This is a genomic window from Gluconacetobacter asukensis, from assembly GCF_014174375.1.
Classification (GTDB): domain Bacteria; phylum Pseudomonadota; class Alphaproteobacteria; order Acetobacterales; family Acetobacteraceae; genus Gluconacetobacter; species Gluconacetobacter asukensis.
In genome coordinates this window covers 1-20019 of the sequence record NZ_JABEQE010000008.1, presented here as the reverse complement: position 1 = coordinate 20019, position 20019 = coordinate 1, and the positions used below count along the sequence as shown (strand labels likewise).

Here is a 20019-nt window from a genome sequence, read left to right as displayed (position 1 = left end):
CGCGTCCGGGCGGGGCGCCGGCCGGGCAAGATCGCTGATACCGTCTGTTCTCTCAAGCGAAGGCTCTCTCCTGTATGAGGGTTCCACTCAGTGAGTTGGTGTAACGCTCCCGGATCTCGACCTGTGCGATCTGCCCGATCAACGTGTCGGGCCCATCGACATGCACGGGTTGCAGATAGGGTGACCGGCCGGACAACTGCCCCGGCTTGCGCCCGCGCCCGGTAAACAGCACGGGAACCACGCGCCCCACCGTCCCGGCATTGAACGCGTCCTGCTGCGTGCGCAGCAGCGCCTGCAATGCCTGAAGCCGCGCGTCCTTCACGTCCTCGGGTACCTGCATCGGCGCGCCGGCGGCCGGGGTGCCCGGACGGGGGGAATATTTGAACGAGAACGCCTGCGCGAATCCGACATCGCGGATCAGCTGCATCGTCGCCTCGAAATCCGCATCGCTTTCACCGGGATGGCCGACGATGAAATCCGACGACAGCGCGATGTCCGGCCGCGCGTCGCGCAGGCGCAGGACGAGGTCGCGATACTCGGCGGCGGTATGCCCCCGGTTCATCGCCGCCAGGATCCGGTCCGAGCCCGACTGCACCGGCAGGTGCAGGAAGGGCATCAGCGCCGGCAGGTCGCGATGGCCGGCGATCAGCGCGTCTTCCATGTCGCGGGGATGCGACGTGGTATAGCGAATGCGTGCCAGCCCCGGGATCGCCGCCAGGGATTCGGCCAGCCGCGCCAGCCCCCAGACGCGGCCGTCCGGCCCTTCGCCGTGATAGGCGTTCACGTTCTGGCCCAGCAGCGTGATCTCGCGCGCGCCCGATTCGACCAGGCGGCGGGCTTCGCGCAGCACCGAATCGACCGGGCGGCTGGATTCGGCGCCCCGCGTGTAAGGCACCACGCAGAACGAGCAGAATTTGTCGCAGCCTTCCTGGATGGTCAGGAAGGCCGTGATCCCGCCGGGCGTCTGCGGGGCCTGGGCGTCGGGCAGGAAATCGAATTTCTGCTCGGCGGGGAAATCCGTGTCGATGACGGCGCCGGCCGCCCGTGCCGCCCGGGCGACCATCTCCGGCAGCCGGTGATAGGTCTGCGGGCCGAGCACGATATCCACGTAAGGCGCGCGGGCCAGGATCTCCGCCCCCTCGGCCTGGGCCACGCATCCGGCGACGGCCAGGATGGTGCGCCGCCCTTCGGCGGCACGGGCATCCTTCACCAGGCGCAGGCGGCCGAGTTCCGAGAAGACCTTTTCCGCCGCCCGGTCGCGGATGTGGCAGGTGTTCAGGATCACCATGTCGGCCGCGTCGGGCGTTTCGACCGACTGGTAGCCCAGGGGGCGCAGCACGTCGGTCATGCGGGCGCTGTCATAGACATTCATCTGGCAGCCCCATGTGATGACATGGAGGCCCTTTACCTCCCGGCCGGACTCCATGGGGGGGCAGACGGAATGCTGGGTCACGATTGAAACTTCCTGGGCGCGCCGCCGGACCATCCCGCGCGGTCGCGGGAACACATCATATGCGCGGGGCCCCCGGTCAAGGGCACGAGTCGAAGCACTCGGGGCGTGACAGCGTCATCGTGCGGCAAACCTCCCTCATACAGGGCGGGACGCGGCGGCGTCGTTACCTGCCTAATCAGGTAAAAATACGGGGCCTTTTGTCAAGGCAAGTTTCCGAGTCCCGGGCAAAAACTCTTCCGCGCGTCGTGACATTGTTTTTTATCGTTTCATCAAACGATTGCCTTATAAATGGGTTAGAGGTGCGCGTGCGGGCGAGCGGGCATATGAACGATGGACCGGCCGGACCGGTGAGCGGGATGAAGCACAGGAACGGGACAGGGATACATTGACAGCGGTGCGGCGACGTCGCGTGTTTTCGGGGCGAAGAGCGGACAGGGCAGATCGGCCGGACCATCCTGGTTGGGCCGCATGGAGTGGAGACCCCGCGCGCCGGAGCGGTCTTGCCGTTGCCGGGGGTGTTCTTGCGGTCGCGCTGTGCTGGCCGGCCGATACGGTTCTCGGCGCCGACCCACAGACTTACACCACCACCATCACGCCGACGGGCCAGGCCGAACTGGATGCCGCGATCAGCGCATCGTCCAGCCTGCTGTCATTGCAGAAGACCCATGCCGTCAGTCCGTTCGCCCTGGCCGGCCGGATTCGCAACGATTACGACCGGCTGCGGACCGCGCTCGAAAGCTATGGCTATTACGCTCCGGCGATCCGCATCACGGTGTGGCCACGGGGCGCGAAGAATGCGGTAGCCGCTGCCTCGATGGACGGGACCGATCCCCGGCTGCCGGAATGGCTGCTGGCAATTCCCAAGGGGCAGGCGGTGCAGGTGACGATCACGCCGACCCGGGGCGAGATCTTCCGGCTCGGCCGCGTGACATTGGTGCGCGCATCGGGGGATGGAACCGGGCCGGTGGTCCTGAATGCGCTCGAAAGCAAGGCCCTGGGGGTGAAAGCCGGCCAGCCGGCTGTCGCGTCCGACGTGCTGACGGCGGGGGCGAACCTGCAGAGCGAATTGAAGGAGGAAGGGCACGCGCTGGCACAGGTCGATACGCCGAAAGCCTGGCTGCGACCGGCCACCCATACGCTCGACGTCGAATATACGGTGCGCAGCGGCCCGGTGGTGACCATCGGCGCGATCAGCCTGTCCGGCATGACGCGCACGCACCCCGCCTATATCGCCCGGCGGATGACCATTCACCCCAACGATCTGTATCAGCCGTCGCGGATCGAATCCGCCCGGCAGGATCTGGCCGGGCTGGGTGTGTTTTCCGACGTGCAGGTCAATGATGCGCCGCCCCTTACGGCGGGCAGGCAGATGCCGCTGTCGATGGCATTCAAGGAAGGCAAGGTCCGGATGGTGGCCGTGCAGGGCGGGTATTCGACCGACCTGGGCGGGCGAGCCGGCATCAGCTGGACCCACCGCAACATCTTCGGCAATGCGGAACGTCTGCGCCTGACGGCCCTGGTGACCGGACTTGGCGGGTCGGCCCAGCAGGGGCTGGGCTATGATGTGTATGCCGACCTGATGAAGCCGGATTTCGGGTCCCGTGACCAGAATCTCAGTGTGCGGGTCGAGGGCATCCGCCAGCTTCTCTATTCCTACCGGCAGACGGCGCTGCTGGTTCGGGCGGGCGTGGTGCGCAAGCTGGGGCAGCGCTGGACCGTCTCGTTCGAGGGGCAGGCCGAACAGGAACATATCGACCAGATGGGGATGTCGAACGATTACACCATCGTCTCGCTGCCCGTGGGGGCGACCTATGACAGCACCGGCCTGAACAACCCGATCGACCCGGCCACCCATGGCGTCCGCGTGGCTGCCAGCGTGACGCCATCGGCATCGCTGATCAACGGCATGTCGTTCTTCACCATCATGCAGGCGAACGCCTCGACCTATTTCGACCTGACGCATCTCGGCATTTCGCGGCCTGGCCGCAGCGTCATCGCGGTGCGGGGCATCGTGGGCAGCGTGCAGGGGGCGTCGACCTTCGACATCCCGCCCGACCAGCGCCTGTATGCCGGCGGCAGCGCGACCGTGCGCGGCTTCCGTTACCAGGGCGTGGGGCCGCAATTCGATGGCAGCAAATACGCCATCGGCGGCACCTCGATGGATGCGGGATCGGTTGAATTCCGCCAGAGGCTGTTCCGCAGCTTCGGCGGGGCGCTGTTTGCCGATGCGGGCCAGGTGGGCACCGGCAGCCGGCCGTTCCAGGGCACGCTCCGGGTCGGGGCAGGGGCCGGGGTGCGGTATTATACGCCGATCGGCCCGGTGCGCGTGGATATCGCCGTGCCGCTCAACCGGCCGAAACGCGGCGATACGTGGGAACTCTATCTCGGTCTGGGAGAAACGTTCTGATGGCGCCGGACACTCCGCCCCCATCCGCCGGGCGCCCACGGCGCTGGCCCCGGATCGTCGCCTGGACCGTGGGCCTGCTGGCTGGCGTCCCGCTGGCGGTGGTCGTGCTGGGCGTGGTGGCAATCCTGATCGTGGCCAATACGGGCTGGGGCCGCCATTCCATTGCACGCCAGACGGCCGAGCTGACAGGCGGCGCGGTCACACTGGACGGGATTTCGGGTCGTTTCCCCGACGCACTGCGCATCGCCCATATCGGCCTTAATGACCGCAAGGGGACGTGGCTGTCGATCGACGGGCTGGAACTGGACTGGCGGCCGACTCACCTTCTGGCCCGGCAGGCGCGGGTCGACCGGCTGTCGATCGCGCGTCTGGCCATTCCGCGCCTGCAGGCGGAAAGCGGTGCGAAACCTTCGACCAGCAACAAGAACGGCGGCAGTTTCGACCTGGGGATCGACCTTCGTGCCGTCCATATCGGGCGAATCGAGGTCGGCGCCGGAATTGCGGGCACCGAGGCCGCGTTCTCGCTCGACGGCAGCGCGCGGCTCGCTCATCTCGCGCCGGTCCTGGACAGACTCAGCGTGGCGACGCTGCCCACGGCGGCAATCGACCTCAACCTCAAGCGCCTGGACCGCGTCGGGGCATTGACCCTGCGGACGCAGATCGTGCCAGGGCGCCTGGGACTGCACCTGACGGCCGACGAAGGGCCGGGCGGCTTTGCCAGCACAGCTGGGCTTGAACCGCTGGACCCGTTGCATCTGGCACTGGATCTGGATGGCCCCCGGGATGCGAACCATCTGGCTTTCACATTGAATTCTGGAGATATATCTTCAAAAATCAATGGAATAATTGATTTTATCAATGTAAGATCTCAATTGTCCATAACGGCCCGTGCGCCCCATATGACAGTGCGTGATGGGATCGGCTGGCAAAATCTCGTCCTGGACGCGCACCTGTCGGGCGATGTGCATCATCCGGTCGGAGAGGGTCATCTGACTCTGGACCAGCCGATGGGCGCGGGCGTGGCCGCCAGCCGGATCGCGGTCGATTTCGAGGGGCACGAGGCTACGGGCGGCCAGCCGTCGGACGCCCGCCTGCATGCCGCCATCGATGCGTTGTCGATCCCCAGCAGCCATCCCGGCCTGTTCGCGGCCGCGCCACTGACGCTGGATCTGTTCCTGCACCCTGACGATGCGGGCTGGCCCCTGGATGTCCGGCTGGACCATACGCTTCTGCATCTGGCAGGGCAGGTGATGACCGCCACGCCGGCGCATGGAACATTCGACCTCGATGTGCCGGCGCTCGCGCCGCTGGCAGAGGCGGGCGGGACCGCTCTGGCGGGCCGGCTGGCCCTTCACGGGGCCTTCGCGATGCCGGCGCGGCCCGGTGATGCGACGACGCTGGCGCTGGATGGCCCGCTGTCGATCACCGGCGGCCAGCGTCAGGCCGTGTCCCTGATCGGTCCGGACGGCAAGCTGTCCCTGCGCGCTTCCATGCAGCAGGCGATGGGCGATCATCCCGCTCTTCTGCGCATCGACCAGCTGGCGCTGGATGGGCAGGCCATACATCTGACGGTATCGGGCACCCGGACGAGTGCCCCGGCTGCTGATCCCGTGACGGGTGGAAAGGCGGGCCCGGCGGTGAATGCAACCGCGCATCTGGCGATCGACGACCTGCAGCGGGCCTCGCAGGCCGTGCGCGGGCAGGCGGGGCTGACGCTGGCGGTTGACGGGCCACTGACCGATTTCTCCGCCACCGCGCATCTCGACGGGCAATTGGGCACGAAGGAGATGCCGGTCGGCCCGGTCATGCTGGACGCCGTCTTCCATCACCTGCCCAGCCATCCTCAGGGCACACTCATGGCCAGGGGAACGGTGGACGAGGCCCCCCTGTCGATCGCCGCCGATCTGGAGCAGGACCCGCAGGGGCGGCGGACCATCGATCTGGCGCATCTGGACTGGAAAAGCCTGTCGGGCAGCGGGCATCTGGTGCTGAACCCGCATCGAGTCACCCCGCTGGGCACGCTGGACGTGCAGATGGAGCGGCTGGCCGATCTGTCGCGCCTTGTCGGGCAGCCGATATCCGGTTCGCTGAAGGCGTCGATCCGCACGGCCAACCCCACGTCCGACCCTGCCGCCGATGCGGGGCAGGCGGCCCAGCCGCCAATCGTGACGGTGGCCGTCGACGGTAATCTGGCCAGCGCGCGGGCGCGGCTGCGCAGCCTGTCCCTGGCCGGCACCGTCACCGATCCGCTGGGAACCACGCGGACCGACATGACATTGCGGCTGGATGGCGTGTCGGCGCCCGGCGTGGCAGGCGATATCCGCGTGACGGCACGCGGGCCGCGCGACGCGATGGCGATTGGTGCCAATGCGGCATTCCAGGCGCTGGCCGGGGCTCCGGCGGCGCTGGCCACCGCGCTGGTCGTCGATACACCGGCGCAGTCGGTGGCGGTCCGGTCTCTGGAGGCCAATGCGCGGGGCGAGACGATCCGCCTGACGGAGCCGGCCCGGATCGGTTTCGGCAAGGCACTGGGTGTCGATCATCTGCGCCTGACGCTGGCGCCCCCCGGCGTGGCGCCGGCCAGGATCGATGTCGCCGGCACGATAAAGCCCGCGCTGGGCCTGACCGCGACGGTTGACAACCTGACGCCCGCCATCGCCCGCCCCTTCATGCCGTCGCTGCGGGCCGACGGGACGATCAGTGCCCGGGCCAGCCTGCGCGGCACGACGGCCAATCCCCAGGGCACGGTGACCGTGACGGCCAGGGGACTGACCTATCACAGCGATTTCAGCGGTGCGCTGCCGCCGCTGAACATGGATGCGACCGCCCAATTGTCGGGCACCCAGGCGCGTGTCGATGCGACGGCCCATGCGGGATCGCTGCTCGACCTTGCAGTGCGGGGCACGGTGCCGACCGGTTCGGCCGGTTCCATGGGGTTGCAGGCTGACGGCCATGTCGATCTCTCGGCGGCCAATGCCTATCTCGGCGCCCAGGGGCGGCAGGTCGAGGGGGTGGCCCGCCTGTCGCTGGCGCTCCGTGGCGCATTATCGGCTCCGAAAGCCTCGGGAACCGTAACCCTGACCGGAGGGCAGATGCATGATTATGCGCAGGGGATCCAGCTTTCGAACATGCGTGGCACGATCATCGCGCAGGACGACCGGCTGACGATCGACAATCTGTCGGCCACGGCCGGGCCGGGCAGTATTGCCGTCAGCGGTATGCTGGGGGCCTTTCTGCCGGGCCTGCCCATCGATCTGCGGATTACGGCCAGGAACGCCCGCCCCCTGGCCAGCGACCTGGTGACGGCGCAGATCAATGCCGACATGACCGTGCGGGGCGCGCTTGCGTCGCGTATCGACGTGGCGGGGCAGGTGGTCATTCCGCATGCCGAGATCAATATTCCCAGCTCGCTGCCGCCGTCGATCGCAACCCTGGATGTGATCCGTCCGGGCGACAAGCCCCCGGCAGCCGACGCTGACGGGGCGGGCAAATTCGTGGTCGGGCTGGATGTCACCGCGTCTTCGCCGGGCCAGATGTTTGTCCGCGGACACGGGCTGGACGCGGAGATGAGCGGCCGCCTGCATGTCGGCGGAACAGCCGATGCCCCGGCCATCGCCGGTGGGTTCACGATGCGGCGGGGCAATTTCAACCTGGCCGGCATTTCGCTGGAATTCACGAAGGGTCAGGTGGCCTTCAACGGGTCGGGCGTGACCCAGGCGATCGACCCGACGCTGGATTTCGAGGCCGAGCGCGCGACCAGTGCCGGCACCGCGCGGCTGCTCGTCGGCGGTTATGCCAGCGCGCCCAAGATCACCTTTTCGTCCACGCCGCCGCTGTCGCAGGACCAGATCATGGCGATGCTGCTGTTCGGCACCGACGCGCAATCGCTGTCGACCACCCAGATGGCCGAAATCGCGGCCGCGGTCGCGACCCTGACCGGCGGCTCGGCCTTCGACCCGCTGGGCAAGGTACGCAGCACGCTGGGGCTGGACCGGCTGCAACTGACCGGCGGTTCAGGGGTCGGGAAAGGGAACGGCACCAGCGTCGAGGCGGGCAAATACGTGATGCGAGGCGTGTATGTCGGCGCAAAGCAGGCGACCAGCGGATCGGGCACGCAGGCGCAGGTCCAGGTCGATCTGACGCGCCGCCTGAAACTGAACACCACCGTCGGGACGGGCGGCAACGTCACCGGCTTCACCACGCCCGAGAACGACCCGGGCAGCAGCGTCGGTCTCTCCTACCAGTTCAACTACTAGAAGTTCAGCGATGTCTTGATGGAAACGGGCTTCTCCCCCTAAACCCATAAGGGGTGACGGGCCTTAGCGCGTCTTGGCGCATGACAGACAGCGGGATGGCAGGAATGATCGATCCATTTTCATGGCTTGCCGGGTGGATTCAGGAAAACTGGCTGATCCCGATCCTCTATCGTTTCGGGTGGATGGAGTGGGAAGACACATCCTTCCTGTGGGCGATGTTCGCGATCTATGGCGTGTTGCAGGTCGTGCTGAACCTTGCGATCTGCATGCCGCTGGAGCGGTTCTGGCCCCTGCGCCGGTGGGAAAACCGCGACAATGTGAGCATGGACATTGTCTATACCCTGATCGCGCGTATCGGCCTGTTTCCGCTGGTGACGTTCTTCGGATTCTACGAGATCCAGACCTGGCTGAACGGCGTACTGACCGACCATGGCTATATCCCGCCGACGCTGGAGAGCGTGTTTCCCACGCTGATGGACTGGCCGGTCGCGGCTTTCTTCCTGTACGCCGTGATCCTGGATTTCGCGGAATATGTCCGCCATCGCCTGTCCCATCTGTTCGGCTGGTGGTACGGGTTGCACGTCCTGCATCATGCGCAGACGCAGATGACGTTCTGGTCGGATGACCGCAACCACCTGCTGGACGATGTCACATCCTATGTCTGGGCCATCGTCGTCGGGTTGCTGATCGGCGTGCCGCCGCTGCAATTCCCGCTGCTGATCCTGTTCCTGCGGCTGGTCGAAAGCCTGTCGCATGCCAATACGCGGGTCGGGTTCGGCTGGCTGGGCGAGCGCATTCTGGTCTCGCCGCACTTTCACCGGGTGCACCATGGCCTGCGCGCGGCCGGCCGGCGCTCGTGCAATTATGGCGCGGTCTTTCCCTGGTGGGACATGATGCTGGGGACGGCGAATTTCTCGCACAATGTCGTGGAGACCGGTGACCCGAAGGCCGAGCCGGCGCTGGTCAGCGGCGGGTGGCTGGCACAGCAGGCAGCGGGGCTGCGTCTGTCATGGCGCCTGGCGACCCGTCGCTGGCGGCGGGCCGAAACCCGGTCGCCGGCGGCCACGGGGCCAGGCGGAGCATGAACATATAATCTCTCCGGCCCCGGATGCTTGCAGGGCCGGGCAGGATCAGGCGGCTTTCATTGCCGCCGTCAGGGCTTCCAGCACCGCAGCCGGCTCCTTGCCTTCCAGCACCGCGACTTCAGCCACAAAACGCTCCTGCGCGGCCTCGAACAGTTTGCGCTCGCTGAAGCTGCCGTCCAGGCTGTCGACATTGCGACGCAGGTCGCGCAGCACTTCGGCGATCTGGACCAGATCACCGGAATTGATCTTTTCCTGATAGGCGACGGCACGGCGGGCCCACATGCCACGGCTGACATGCGGCTTGCCCTTGATGATGGCCATGGCCTTGTCCACGATCTCGCGCGAGACGATCTTGCGCAGGCCGGCCTTGCGCGCCTTGGTCAGCGGGATGCGCAGCGTCATCTGGTTGCCGGGGAACGAGATCTGGATCATTTCCAGCTTGGTGCCCGCGATCTCATCGATGCCGATGCGATCCACCCGTCCGACACCATGGGCGGCGTAGACGATGGCGTCGCCCTCGCGGAAGGGGTCTTCGTCCTTGACCTTGGTCTTGGCCTGCGCGGCGGTTGTGGCAGCGGCAGTGCGCGCCATTGCGTCGGTCACACCGCCCTTGGGGGTCGTTCTGAACATGCTCATTTGCGTAGTTATATCACATTTTTCCCATTCTGTCTCGATCGTCGGATCGTGTCCGCCCCGTGAAGCGCTCAGGACTGCACGCCGTGCACCGCCGCGATCGGGCCGCCGGCCGGGATACGGACGGGCTGCAGCAGGTCGATCTCAATCGTCCGGGCCATGGTCAGCATCGGCATGGCGTGGGGCGAATTATCGAACGGGTCCTGCAGGTCGCTGCCGATCTTGTCCAGGGCGACGAACAGCAGCCCGACCAGCGATGACCCGAGTGGGGTGATCCACCCCAGCGTCTGGACCATCGACAGTGGCAGGACGACGCAGAACATATTGGCCACCAGCCTGGGAATCAGCGAGAACTGGATGGCCAGCGGCGTATTGCGAATGCGCTCCAGCCCGCCCTGGGCATTGGCCAGATCGGACAGGATGCGGTCGATCTGGCCGTGGACGGCCCCGTCGATCCGCTGCCGCGCCACTTCCTCGTTCACCGCCAGTCCGATCTGATACAGGATGGCGTTGGGCTGATTGTTCCACCCGGTGATTGCGCTCTGCATCTCGGGCGGCAGCAGCCGGGCGACATCGGCCGAACCGTCCAGCCGCCCCAATGCGGCGCGCAAGGCGTAGGGGTAGGCCGCCATGGCACTGGCCAGATCCGGCCGGCCGCCCAGCAGCGACCCGGCCTGTCGGCCGAACGAACGGCAATTGTTCGTGATCGCGCCCCACAGCGTCCGGGCTTCCCACCACCGTCCGTAAGCGACGTTGTTGCGCACGCCCAGGAACAGCGCGACGGCCGAGCCCAGCAGGGACACCGGCAGGGTCGGCTGCTCCATCCAGTCCTGATGGAAGACCTGGAACATGACGACGACAAAGACGTCCCATGCCCCCAGGAGCGCCAATGTCAGCAGGCTTTCGCGCATCAGGATGAATAATCCGATCCGCCGGTCGACGATCATCGATGCTTTCTCCCTCTGGACTGGATGCGTTCGCGGGCCCGCAACGCCGGCCAGCCGACGGCCATACTGACGACGCTCCGGGGAAAGACAACAGGCTGAACGGAAAAACGAATTTTGTGACAGTCGCGACATTCTCTGTTGCAAACCCGTCGGGCGGCATTGACCCTTCTAGAGATGCCACCCTTTATGATGCGGTAATTTCGAAGCACGATTCTGAAGAGGCACGATCATGGACGTAAGGGCGGCGGTCGCGTTCGAGGCTGGCAAGCCACTCGAGATCGAGACGGTACAGCTTGAGGGCCCGAAAGCGGGCGAGGTGCTGGTCGAGATCAAGGCCACCGGATTGTGCCATACCGACAAATACACGCTCTCCGGCGCCGATCCCGAGGGGCTGTTTCCGGCCATCCTGGGGCATGAGGGCGCCGGCGTGGTCGTCGAGGTCGGGCCGGACGTGAAGCACCTGAAGCCCGGCGATCATGTGATCCCGCTCTACACGCCCGAATGCCGGGAATGTAAATCCTGCCTGTCGCGCAAGACCAACCTCTGCACCGCCATCCGCGCGACACAGGGCAAGGGATTGATGCCGGACGGCACCAGCCGTTTTTCCTACAAGGGGCGGCCGATCCATCATTACATGGGCTGCTCCACATTCGCGAACTACACGGTGCTGCCCGAGATCGCGCTGGCCAAGATCCGCCCCGACGCGCCGTTCGACAAGGTCTGCTATATCGGCTGCGGCGTCACCACGGGCATCGGCGCGGTGCTGTTCACCGCCAAGGTCGAGACCGGATCGACGGTGGTGGTGTTCGGCCTGGGCGGAATCGGGCTGAACGTCATCCAGGGGGCGCGGATGGTGGGCGCCGACATGATCGTCGGCGTGGACATCAACCCGGCGCGCGAGGAGATGGCGCGCAAGTTCGGCATGACCCATTTCGTCAACCCAAAGGATCTGGGCCCCGATGACGACGTGGTCGGCCATCTGGTCGAACTGACCGGGGGCGGCGCGGATTATTCCTTCGAATGCGTGGGCAACCCGACCCTGATGCGCCAGGCCCTGGAATGTTCGCATCGCGGCTGGGGCGTTTCCACCATCATTGGCGTGGCCAGCGCAGGGCAGGAGATCAGCACCCGCCCGTTCCAGCTCGTCACCGGCCGGCGCTGGATCGGCTCGGCCTTCGGCGGGGCGCGCGGACGCACCGACGTGCCGAAGATCGTCGACTGGTACATGGACGACAAGATCGACATCGACAGCCTGATCACCCACACGCTGCCGCTGGAGAAGATCAACGAGGGCTTCGACATGATGACGCGCGGCGAGAGCATCCGCACCGTCGTCGAGTTCTGAGCATGGCGATCACCACCCGCGCCACCCATGCCTGTTGCGGCGGCACGCTGGGTTTCTACAGCCATCCGTCCGACAGTCTGGGGTTGGAAGCGCGCTTCGCGGTCTTCATGCCCGATGGCGCGTCGGCCACGGCCCCGGTGCCGGTCATCCACCTGCTAGCCGGCCTGACCTGCACCGAGGAAACCTTCCTGATCAAGGCCAACGCGGTGCGTTTCGCGGCGGAATACCGGATCGCGCTGGTCGCAACGGACACCTCACCCCGGGGGGCGGGCGTGGCCGGTGAGGATGACAGCTACGATTTCGGCAGCGGCGCCGGGTTCTATCTGGACGCGACCCAGGCACCATGGTCCACCCATTACCGCATGGGCACCTATATCGCCGAGGAACTGCCCGCCCTGACCGAGGCCCATTTTCCCGTGGATGGCGCACGGCGCGGCATCATGGGCCATTCCATGGGCGGCCACGGCGCGCTGGTGCATGCGCTGCGCGCGCCCGATCGCTGGAAATCGGTCTCGGCCTTCGCGCCGATCGTCCATCCGGCGGCGGTGCCGTGGGGCGAGAAAGCCTTCACCGGCTATCTGGGGCCGGATCGTGCCACCTGGGCCGCGCATGACGCGACCCTTCTGCTGAAAGCGGGCCGGACCCATCCAACGACGATCCTGGTGGATCAGGGTGACGCGGACCAGTTCCTCGACGCGCAATTACAGCCCTGGCATCTGGAAGAGGCCGCCAAGGCCGTCGGCCAGAAGCTGATCCTGCGCCGTCACCCCGGCTACGACCATTCCTACTGGTTCATCCAGTCCTTCATTCAGGACCATCTGACCCACCACGCGGCCATCCTGTGTCGATAAGGCGAAGAATGGAATGACGATGGCCTATCGTGTGGCAAGTCACGCGCGCCTTGCGCTCGGTGCTCTTGTTCTGGCGGCCGGAATGGCCGCCTGCGCGCCGACCTCAGTTTCGCCGCCGCCCATGCAGGTGGCAGGCAGCGTGATCAACCCGCCCGCGCATGGCGATTTCGGCCATTATACGCTGGCGCTCACCTGGCAACCCGGCTTCTGCGCCAGCGGACCGGGCTGCCAGCCCGACCAGCCGAAAGCGCCGCTGATTGGCCTGCATGGCCTGTGGGCATCACGGCCCCAGCCGCTCATTGCCGAAGGTGTGCCCCCGCAGCGCTGGTGGGCCGCCGGATGCGACATCTATCCGGGGCAGGAGCCTGCCGCCCCCCTGGCCGTGAGCAGCGAGACGAAGCAGGCCCTGGACCAGAGCGTGGCGCATCTGACGCACAGCCTAGCCGACCATGAATATCACAAGCATGTCCAATGTTTCGGTATCCCGGCCGAGACGTTCTTCCACACCGCGCTGGACATGCGCACCGTGGTCGCACAGTCCGATTTCGGTACCGCCCTACAAGGATGGCAGGGGCAGATGGTCGCCAGGGACGCGGTGATGAAGGCGTTCCACGTCGCGTTCCATACCGAAACGGATCGTGCGCTGCAGCTTCGCTGCGAGCATGACCATGCGGGCCGCGATGTGCTGACCCAGCTCTGGTTTACCCTGAAGCGCGAGCGCGTGGCCGATTTCCCGCGTGCGAGCGCCTTCTTCCGTGCGCCTGAAGCGCAGGACAATTGCCCTGCGCAGTTCCTCGTTCCGGCGTGGTGAGGTTTATTCGCCGATCAGGTGCAGGATAAGCTGCCGCCGATGGGGCTGGCGGCGGTGCTCGAACAGATAGAGTCCCTGCCACATGCCCAGCACCGGTTGCCCATCGGCAACCGGGATCGAAAGCTGGGTCTGGGTCAGCATGCTCCGCAGATGGGCGGGCATGTCGTCGGGCCCTTCATCGTCATGGATGTAACGGCCCGGCGCCTCGGGGACGAGTGCCTCGAAGAAGCGTTTGATATCCTCGCGCACCGTCGGGTCGGCGTTTTCCTGCACCGTCAGCGATGCCGAGGTATGCTGGCACCAGATCGTCAGCAGCCCGGTGTCGATCCCGGTATCCGAAACCCATTGCCGGACCGCATCGGTAAACATCACCAACCCCTTGCCGCGGGTCGGGATGTCGAGACGATGCAGGGCCTGGCGCATGGTGCCGCCTTTCCTATTTCAGAAAGCCGACGAGGCGTTCGGCCTCGCTGACGATCGGCTCGGCGATCTCCGCCGCCCGCCCGGCCCCATCACGCAGCACCGCGCGCAAATGGTCCGGTGCTTCCAGCAGGCGCCTGGTCTCGTCGGCGATCGGGACCACCGTCTGCACCAGCACCTCGGTCAGCGCCGCCTTGAATGGGCCGAACCCTTCGCCACCATGGCGCGCCAGCACCTCGCCGGCCGTAATGCCGGCCAGCGCCGCATAGATATCGACCAGATTGCGCGCCTCGGGCCGGTCCAGCAGGCCGGCCGGTTCGGTGGGCAGGGGCTCGGGGTCGGTCTTGGCGCGGCGGATCTTGAGCGCGATCGTATCGGCGTCGTCGGTCATCTCGATCCGGCTCTGGGCCGACGGGTCGGATTTGGACATCTTCTTCGTGCCGTCGCGCAGGCTCATGATGCGCGCGGCGGCGGGCGGGATCAGCGCCTCGATCGCCGGGAAGAATTCGACGCCGTAATCATGGTTGAATTTCTGGGCGATGTCGTTGGCCAGTTCCAGATGCTGGCGCTGATCGTCACCGACCGGAACCCGCGTTGCCTTGTAGGTCAGGATATCGGCGGCCATCAGGTTGGGATAAACGTACAGCCCCGCCGAATGGTTCTCCCGATCCTTGCCCGCCTTGTCCTTGAACTGCGTCATGCGGTTCAGCCAGCCCAGTCGGGACACGCAGTTGAAGATCCAGCCCATCCGCGCATGGGCGCTGACGGCGGACTGGTTGAACAGGATATGGGTCTTCGGGTCGATGCCGGCAGCCAGCAGGACGGCGGTCTGGGCCAGAGTCTGCTGGCGCAGGGCTTCCGGCTCCTGCCACACCGTGATGGCATGCAGGTCCACGAGGCAGAAAATGCACTCGTGATCGGCCTGCAACGCGACCCAGTTGCGGATCGCGCCCAGATAATTGCCCAACTGCGGAATACCGGTCGGCTGAATGCCGGAGAATATGCGTTGCATGAGGGTTCTTTTCAGGCGTCGGACCCGATCCGGTCAAGCCGGTCGTCGATCACGACATCCGGGTTTTCAGGGCAGGGGATGCAGGCGGTCCAGCGCCTGCCGTTCGTCCGCCACGCGGGAGGGGCCGAGAGACGCGGCCCGCTGCGCCGCGACATCGCCAGCGGCGAAGGATGGCGGATCGGCCCGGCCGCCGCTGGCGGACAGATAGGTCAGGATTGCCGCGATCTCGGTATCCGAAAGGCGGCGAAACGCCGGCATGGAAAAATTATACCGGCCGCCATTGGCGACCAGCGGGCCATTCAGGCCGTTCAGCAGCACATCGACCAGATAATGCCGCCCTTCCGGGGTGCGGGCGACCTGGTCGATGCGACCGGTCAGCGGCGGGATTTCCCCCAGCATGCCTTCTCCGCCGTGATGGCAGATCCCGCAATTGGTCCGGTAGCGTGCCTGGCCGAGATTGCGATGCGGCGAACAGCCCCCCATCGCCAGCAGGCCCAGAAGGCCCGCGACGAAGGGGGTGAGATACCGCGCGCCCCGTATCATGCGATTTTGCGCACCGGCGCGGCTCCCCCGCTTACTGCTTCGCGACGCCCAGAAGCTGGATCTTGAAGATCAGCGGGCTGTCGGCGGGGATAATGCCCATCGAACGATGGCCGTAGCCCAGCTCGGGCGGCACATAGAGCATCCAGGTGTCGCCGACATGCATCTTGGGCAGACCTTCCATCCAGCCCTTGATCACGCCGTCCAGTGGCATCTGCATATAGGAGCCTTTGCCGTGCTGGTCGGAACTGTCGAAGATGCCGCCCTCGGGCAGGCGGCCTTCGTAGATCACCATCATCACGTCGCCGGGGGCGGGGCTCTGTCCGTCCTTGGGGCCGCTTTCCAGCACCTTGTAGGCCAGCCCGTCGGGAAGGCTCTGCACGCCGGGCTCGGCCCGGATCTTGGCCATGAACTGCTCGGGCGTCATGTCCGGCTTGGATTCCTCGGGGCGTGCGCCGCACGCCGCCAGCGACAGGGCGGTCGCGGAAGCCAGGAGGAGGGAAGTGACGCGGGACAGACGTTTCATGACACCTCGGTTTGGCGGAAATGGAAGGCGGGAAGGAGGCGTCGCGCTTACAGCGCGCCGCCCCGGCGTCCGATCTGGGCCCCCAGGCGCAGGCGCAGCGCGTTCAGCTTGATGAAGCCCTGGGCGTCGGCCTGGTTGTACGCGCCCTCGTCATCCTCGAAGGTGACGACGCGGGTGTCGTACAGGCTGTTTGGGCTTTCGCGACCCACGCAGATCACATTGCCCTTGTAGAGCTTCAGCCGCACGCGGCCGGTCACCGAATGCTGGCTCTCGTCGATCAGGGCCTGGAGCATCCGGCGCTCGGGCGAGAACCAGAAGCCGTTATAGATGATCTCGGCATAGCGCGGCATCAGGCTGTCCTTCAGGTGCCCGGCCTCGCGGTCCAGCGTGATGGACTCCATGCTGCGATGCGCTGCCAGCAGGATGGTGCCGCCCGGCGTCTCGTAGATGCCGCGCGACTTCATGCCGACGAAGCGGTTCTCCACCAGATCCAGCCGGCCGATGCCGTTCGCCTTGCCCAGTTCGTTCAGCCGCGTCAGCAGCGTGGCCGGCGACAGGGTCACGCCGTTCAGCGCCACCGGATCGCCCGAGACGAAATCGATCGCGATCTCGGTCGCCACGTCCGGCGCGGCTTCCGGGGAGATGGTGCGCTGGAACACGATCTCGTCCGGCGCTTCGGCCGGGTCTTCCAGCAGCTTGCCTTCCGACGAGGAGTGCAGGAGGTTGGCATCGACCGAGAAGGGGGCCTCGCCGCGCTTGTCCTTGGCGATGGGGATCTGATGTTCCTCGGCGAAGGCCAGCAGGCGGGTGCGCGAGGTCAGGTCCCACTCGCGCCAGGGCGCGATCACCGTCACGTCGGGCTTCAGCGCGTAATAGGCTAGTTCGAAACGCACCTGGTCGTTGCCCTTGCCGGTCGCGCCATGGGCGACAGCGTCGGCGCCGACCGCCTCGGCGATCTCGATCTGGCGCTGGGCGATCAGCGGGCGGGCGATCGAGGTGCCCAGCAGATACTGGCCCTCGTACAGCGTGTTGGCGCGGAACATCGGAAAGACGAAATCCTTCACGAAGGTCTCACGCAGATCCTCGACGAAGATCTCCTTCACGCCGAACATCTCGGCCTTCTTGCGCGCCGGCTCCAGCTCCTCGCCCTGGCCCAGATCGGCGGTGAAGGTCACGACCTCGCAGCCATAGGTGGTCTGCAGCCAGCGCAGAATCACGGACGTATCGAGACCGCCGGAATAGGCGAGCACGACCTTCTTGACGTCCTTTGCGGCCATGGAACGGGATCTCCTGTCGTCGAATCTGAAAGAGTGAAAGAGTGCCGGCGGCGGGGCGCCTGATCCCCGCCTCCTAGCATCGGATGGAAGATGGTGCCAGCGGGGGCCGCCTGAAATGCAGGCGCACGCCCGCCTGGATATCAGGCCGGCAGGCTGCGGCGTTCGCGCTGGCTTTCGGTACGCAACTGCCCGCATGCGGCCAGAATATCGCGCCCGCGCGGCATGCGGATGGGCGAGGCGAAGCCCGCATCCATCACGATCTGGGCGAATTTGGCCAGTTGCTCGCGCGTCGAGGGCCGATAATCGCTGCCGGGCCAGGGGTTGAACGGGATCAGGTTGACCTTGGCCGGAATGCCGGCGATCAGCCGCACCAGTTCGCGGGCATCGGCCTCGCTGTCATTCACGCCGCGTAGCATGATGTATTCAAACGTGATGCGCCGGGCGTTGCTGGCGGCGGGGTAGCGGCGGCAGGCGGCGATCAGCTCTTCGATCGGGTATTTGCGGTTCAGCGGCACGATCTCGTCGCGCAGGTCGTTGCGCACGGCGTGCAGCGAGATCGCGAGGTTGATCCCCAGTTCCGATCCGCACTGGTCCATCATCGGCACCACGCCGGAGGTGGAGAGCGTGATGCGGCGGCGCGACAGGCCGATGCCCTCGCCATCCATGACGATCTTCATCGCCTTGGCGACATTTTCGTAATTATACAGCGGCTCGCCCATGCCCATCAGCACGATGGTCGACAGCAGGCGCGGGGTCTCGCCCCTAGGGCTTGGCCATTCGCCATAGCTGTCGCGCGCCGCCATGAACTGGCCGACGATCTCGGCCGCGCCCAGGTTGCGCACCAGCTTCTGCGTACCGGTATGGCAGAAGGTGCAGGACAGCGTGCAGCCGACCTGCGACGAGATGCAGACCGCGCCGCGATCCTCACGCCGGTCGGGAATATAGACGGTCTCGGCCTCCTGCCCGTCGCGGAAACGGAACAGGAACTTGCGGGTCTCGTCGTTCGAAGTCTGGACCGTGGTGGCTTCCGGCCGGCCGATGACGAAGCGTTCGGCCAGCTTCGCCTGCAACGGCTTGGCGATCGAACTCATGCGCGAGAAATCGGTCACGCCCTGATGATAGAGCCAGTGCCAGAGCTGCTTGGTACGGAACGGCTTCTCGCCGATTTCCACCAGCGCCTCGGTCAATTCCTCGCGCGACAGGCCGACCAGGTCGCGCCGCCCGTCCGGCAGCAGGCCGGTCGGCGGAGCGAACAGGGCCGATTTCGCCAGTATGCGCTGGCGCTCGACCTCGGTGAGCGAGGCGGCCAGGCCGGTCTCTGCGGGGATCTGGGGCGCTGAAGCGGAAACGGCGGTCATGAACGGCTACTCATCGGGCAGGCGCCACGTATTATCGCGGCGCGAATGGGCTGAATCCGCGCTGCCTACCACATCCAGACGGAAAAAGGGGAATTACTCTGCGTCCCGCCGCGCGGCGATCAGGAATTCGCGATTGCCCTCGGGCCCGGTGATCGGGCTGGGCTCGACCCCGAGCACGGTCCAGCCGGGCAGGGCGGACCACCATTCCCGGATCATGGCGCAGACCGAATCATGCACCGCCGGGTCGCGCACCACGCCCTTGGCGCCCACGGCCTCGCGCCCGGCCTCGAACTGCGGCTTGATCAGCGCCACGGCCCAGGCGCCCGGCCGACACAGGGCCAACCCGGCGGGCAGGACCGTGCGCAGGCCGATGAAGCTGGCGTCGCAGACCAGCACATCGATCGGGTCGGGAATGGTCGTGGCATCCAGTGTGCGGGCGTTGCATTTCTCCAGCACCACCACGCGCGGGTCGCTGCGCAGCTTCCACGCCAGTTGCCCATGCCCGACATCGACGGCGAAGACCCGCGTGGCCCCGTGCGTCAGCAACACGTCGGTAAAGCCGCCGGTCGAGGCCCCGACATCCAGCGCGACTGCACCCGCCGGGTCCAGGCCAAAATGCTCCAGCGCGTGCGCCAGCTTCACGCCGCCGCGCGAGACCCAGGGATGATCCTGCCCCTTCAGCAGCAGCGGGGCGTCCTCGGGCAATTGGTCGCCGGCCTTGGCCACGCGCCGATCGCCCGAATAGACCACCCCGGCCAGGATCAGTGCCTGGGCGCGGGCACGGCTTTCCACCATGCCCCGGTCGACCAGCATCTGGTCCGCACGCTGCTTGGCCATGACCTATCGCCGGATCAGGCCGTCTGCTGTGACGACGCCACACCCAGAGCGTGCAGGGCGGTGGCTGCGATGGCGGTGGCGTCGAGCCCGGCCTCGCGATACTGGGCGTCCTGGGTGTTGTGGTCGATGAAGCGATCCGGCAGCGTCATCGGGCGGAAGCGGACGCTGTCGAGCAGGCCGGTGCGCGCCAGATGGTGCATGACATAGGCACCGAATCCGCCTTCCGCACCTTCCTCGATGGTGATCAGCACCGCGTGGTTG

Annotated in this window: 17 protein-coding genes; 6 read left to right on the top strand and 11 right to left on the bottom strand. The window is 66.3% G+C overall.

What is annotated here, in order from left to right; genetic code table 11:
- Positions 1–52: 52 nt before the first annotated feature.
- The gene (miaB, locus tag HLH35_RS10420) at positions 53–1426 is read right to left on the bottom strand and encodes a tRNA (N6-isopentenyl adenosine(37)-C2)-methylthiotransferase MiaB (RefSeq protein WP_182979210.1); all 1374 of its coding nucleotides are present in this window, start codon (positions 1424–1426) and stop codon (positions 53–55) included.
- A 559-nt stretch (positions 1427–1985) separates the two neighbouring features.
- Here miaB and HLH35_RS10415 point away from each other — a divergent pair.
- The 3 genes from HLH35_RS10415 (at position 1986) to HLH35_RS10405 (ending at position 9201) form a co-directional block, all read left to right on the top strand.
- Positions 1986–3860, top strand: coding sequence for an autotransporter assembly complex protein TamA (locus HLH35_RS10415; protein ID WP_182979209.1), 1875 nt, complete (start codon positions 1986–1988; stop codon positions 3858–3860).
- Entirely contained in the window at positions 3860–8116 is a 4257-nt protein-coding gene (locus HLH35_RS10410) for a translocation/assembly module TamB domain-containing protein (RefSeq protein WP_182979082.1), read from the top strand. Before HLH35_RS10415 ends, HLH35_RS10410 begins: the two co-directional genes overlap by 1 nt.
- A 104-nt stretch (positions 8117–8220) precedes the next feature.
- Entirely contained in the window at positions 8221–9201 is a 981-nt protein-coding gene (locus HLH35_RS10405; protein WP_182979081.1) for a sterol desaturase family protein, read from the top strand.
- A gap of 45 nt (positions 9202–9246) precedes the next feature.
- On the opposite strand, the gene HLH35_RS10400 is transcribed toward HLH35_RS10405, so the two are convergent.
- Both HLH35_RS10400 and HLH35_RS10395 read right to left on the bottom strand, forming a co-directional pair.
- Entirely contained in the window at positions 9247–9837 is a 591-nt protein-coding gene (locus HLH35_RS10400) for a CarD family transcriptional regulator (RefSeq protein ID WP_182968456.1), read from the bottom strand.
- Positions 9838–9905: 68 nt separating this feature from the next.
- Positions 9906–10781, bottom strand: coding sequence for a bestrophin family protein (locus tag HLH35_RS10395; RefSeq protein WP_182979080.1), 876 nt, complete (start codon positions 10779–10781; stop codon positions 9906–9908).
- A gap of 229 nt (positions 10782–11010) precedes the next feature.
- Here HLH35_RS10395 and HLH35_RS10390 point away from each other — a divergent pair, with 229 nt between their 5' ends.
- From HLH35_RS10390 to HLH35_RS10380, 3 genes are read left to right on the top strand one after another with little or no spacing between them, the layout of a single operon-like run.
- Positions 11011–12126 (top strand): S-(hydroxymethyl)glutathione dehydrogenase/class III alcohol dehydrogenase, encoded by a 1116-nt coding sequence (locus HLH35_RS10390; RefSeq protein ID WP_182979079.1) that lies wholly within the window; start codon positions 11011–11013, stop codon positions 12124–12126.
- A gap of 2 nt (positions 12127–12128) precedes the next feature.
- The gene (gene fghA / locus HLH35_RS10385) at positions 12129–12977 is read left to right on the top strand and encodes an S-formylglutathione hydrolase (protein WP_182979078.1); all 849 of its coding nucleotides are present in this window, start codon (positions 12129–12131) and stop codon (positions 12975–12977) included.
- 13 nt (positions 12978–12990) lie between these two features.
- Positions 12991–13788 carry a ribonuclease T2 family protein gene (locus HLH35_RS10380; protein ID WP_182979077.1) on the top strand — a complete coding sequence of 266 codons (798 nt, stop codon included), beginning with the start codon at positions 12991–12993 and terminating at the stop codon, positions 13786–13788.
- A 3-nt stretch (positions 13789–13791) separates the two neighbouring features.
- Here HLH35_RS10380 and HLH35_RS10375 read toward each other — a convergent pair whose 3' ends face one another.
- The 8 genes from HLH35_RS10375 to HLH35_RS10340 all read right to left on the bottom strand — a co-directional run.
- Entirely contained in the window at positions 13792–14211 is a 420-nt protein-coding gene (locus tag HLH35_RS10375; RefSeq protein ID WP_182979076.1) for a secondary thiamine-phosphate synthase enzyme YjbQ, read from the bottom strand.
- A 13-nt stretch (positions 14212–14224) separates the two neighbouring features.
- A complete protein-coding gene (trpS, locus tag HLH35_RS10370) occupies positions 14225–15220 on the bottom strand; it encodes a tryptophan--tRNA ligase (RefSeq protein WP_182979075.1) in 996 nt (331 codons plus the stop codon).
- Positions 15221–15286: 66 nt separating this feature from the next.
- On the bottom strand, positions 15287–15763 hold the full coding sequence (locus HLH35_RS10365; RefSeq protein ID WP_182979074.1) for a c-type cytochrome: 477 nt from the start codon (positions 15761–15763) through the stop codon (positions 15287–15289).
- Between the two features lie 31 nt (positions 15764–15794).
- Entirely contained in the window at positions 15795–16286 is a 492-nt protein-coding gene (locus HLH35_RS10360; RefSeq protein WP_182979073.1) for an FKBP-type peptidyl-prolyl cis-trans isomerase, read from the bottom strand.
- Positions 16287–16333: 47 nt separating this feature from the next.
- On the bottom strand, positions 16334–17563 hold the full coding sequence (locus tag HLH35_RS10355) for an argininosuccinate synthase (protein ID WP_182968448.1): 1230 nt from the start codon (positions 17561–17563) through the stop codon (positions 16334–16336).
- A gap of 140 nt (positions 17564–17703) precedes the next feature.
- A complete protein-coding gene (gene rlmN / locus HLH35_RS10350) occupies positions 17704–18921 on the bottom strand; it encodes a 23S rRNA (adenine(2503)-C(2))-methyltransferase RlmN (protein WP_182979072.1) in 1218 nt (405 codons plus the stop codon).
- A gap of 93 nt (positions 18922–19014) precedes the next feature.
- Positions 19015–19758: a TlyA family RNA methyltransferase gene (locus HLH35_RS10345; RefSeq protein ID WP_182979071.1), complete on the bottom strand. Its 744-nt coding sequence runs from the start codon at positions 19756–19758 to the stop codon at positions 19015–19017.
- 14 nt (positions 19759–19772) lie between these two features.
- A partial coding sequence (locus HLH35_RS10340; RefSeq protein ID WP_275944233.1) for a transketolase C-terminal domain-containing protein occupies positions 19773–20019 on the bottom strand: 247 nt, incomplete at its 5' end.

What these genes read in the sequence shown, in the direction of transcription:
- miaB (WP_182979210.1), bottom strand. Translation starts at nt 1,426, where the DNA reads ATGGAGTCCGGCCGGGAGGTAAAGGGCCTCCATGTCATCACATGGGGC.
- HLH35_RS10410 (WP_182979082.1), top strand. Translation starts at nt 3,860, where the DNA reads ATGGCGCCGGACACTCCGCCCCCATCCGCCGGGCGCCCACGGCGCTGG.
- HLH35_RS10405 (WP_182979081.1), top strand. Translation starts at nt 8,221, where the DNA reads ATGATCGATCCATTTTCATGGCTTGCCGGGTGGATTCAGGAAAACTGG.
- HLH35_RS10400 (WP_182968456.1), bottom strand. Translation starts at nt 9,837, where the DNA reads ATGAGCATGTTCAGAACGACCCCCAAGGGCGGTGTGACCGACGCAATG.
- HLH35_RS10395 (WP_182979080.1), bottom strand. Translation starts at nt 10,781, where the DNA reads ATGATCGTCGACCGGCGGATCGGATTATTCATCCTGATGCGCGAAAGC.
- HLH35_RS10390 (WP_182979079.1), top strand. Translation starts at nt 11,011, where the DNA reads ATGGACGTAAGGGCGGCGGTCGCGTTCGAGGCTGGCAAGCCACTCGAG.
- fghA (WP_182979078.1), top strand. Translation starts at nt 12,129, where the DNA reads ATGGCGATCACCACCCGCGCCACCCATGCCTGTTGCGGCGGCACGCTG.
- HLH35_RS10380 (WP_182979077.1), top strand. Translation starts at nt 12,991, where the DNA reads ATGACGATGGCCTATCGTGTGGCAAGTCACGCGCGCCTTGCGCTCGGT.
- HLH35_RS10375 (WP_182979076.1), bottom strand. Translation starts at nt 14,211, where the DNA reads ATGCGCCAGGCCCTGCATCGTCTCGACATCCCGACCCGCGGCAAGGGG.
- trpS (WP_182979075.1), bottom strand. Translation starts at nt 15,220, where the DNA reads ATGCAACGCATATTCTCCGGCATTCAGCCGACCGGTATTCCGCAGTTG.
- HLH35_RS10365 (WP_182979074.1), bottom strand. Translation starts at nt 15,763, where the DNA reads ATGATACGGGGCGCGCGGTATCTCACCCCCTTCGTCGCGGGCCTTCTG.
- HLH35_RS10360 (WP_182979073.1), bottom strand. Translation starts at nt 16,286, where the DNA reads ATGAAACGTCTGTCCCGCGTCACTTCCCTCCTCCTGGCTTCCGCGACC.
- HLH35_RS10355 (WP_182968448.1), bottom strand. Translation starts at nt 17,563, where the DNA reads ATGGCCGCAAAGGACGTCAAGAAGGTCGTGCTCGCCTATTCCGGCGGT.
- rlmN (WP_182979072.1), bottom strand. Translation starts at nt 18,921, where the DNA reads ATGACCGCCGTTTCCGCTTCAGCGCCCCAGATCCCCGCAGAGACCGGC.
- HLH35_RS10345 (WP_182979071.1), bottom strand. Translation starts at nt 19,758, where the DNA reads ATGGCCAAGCAGCGTGCGGACCAGATGCTGGTCGACCGGGGCATGGTG.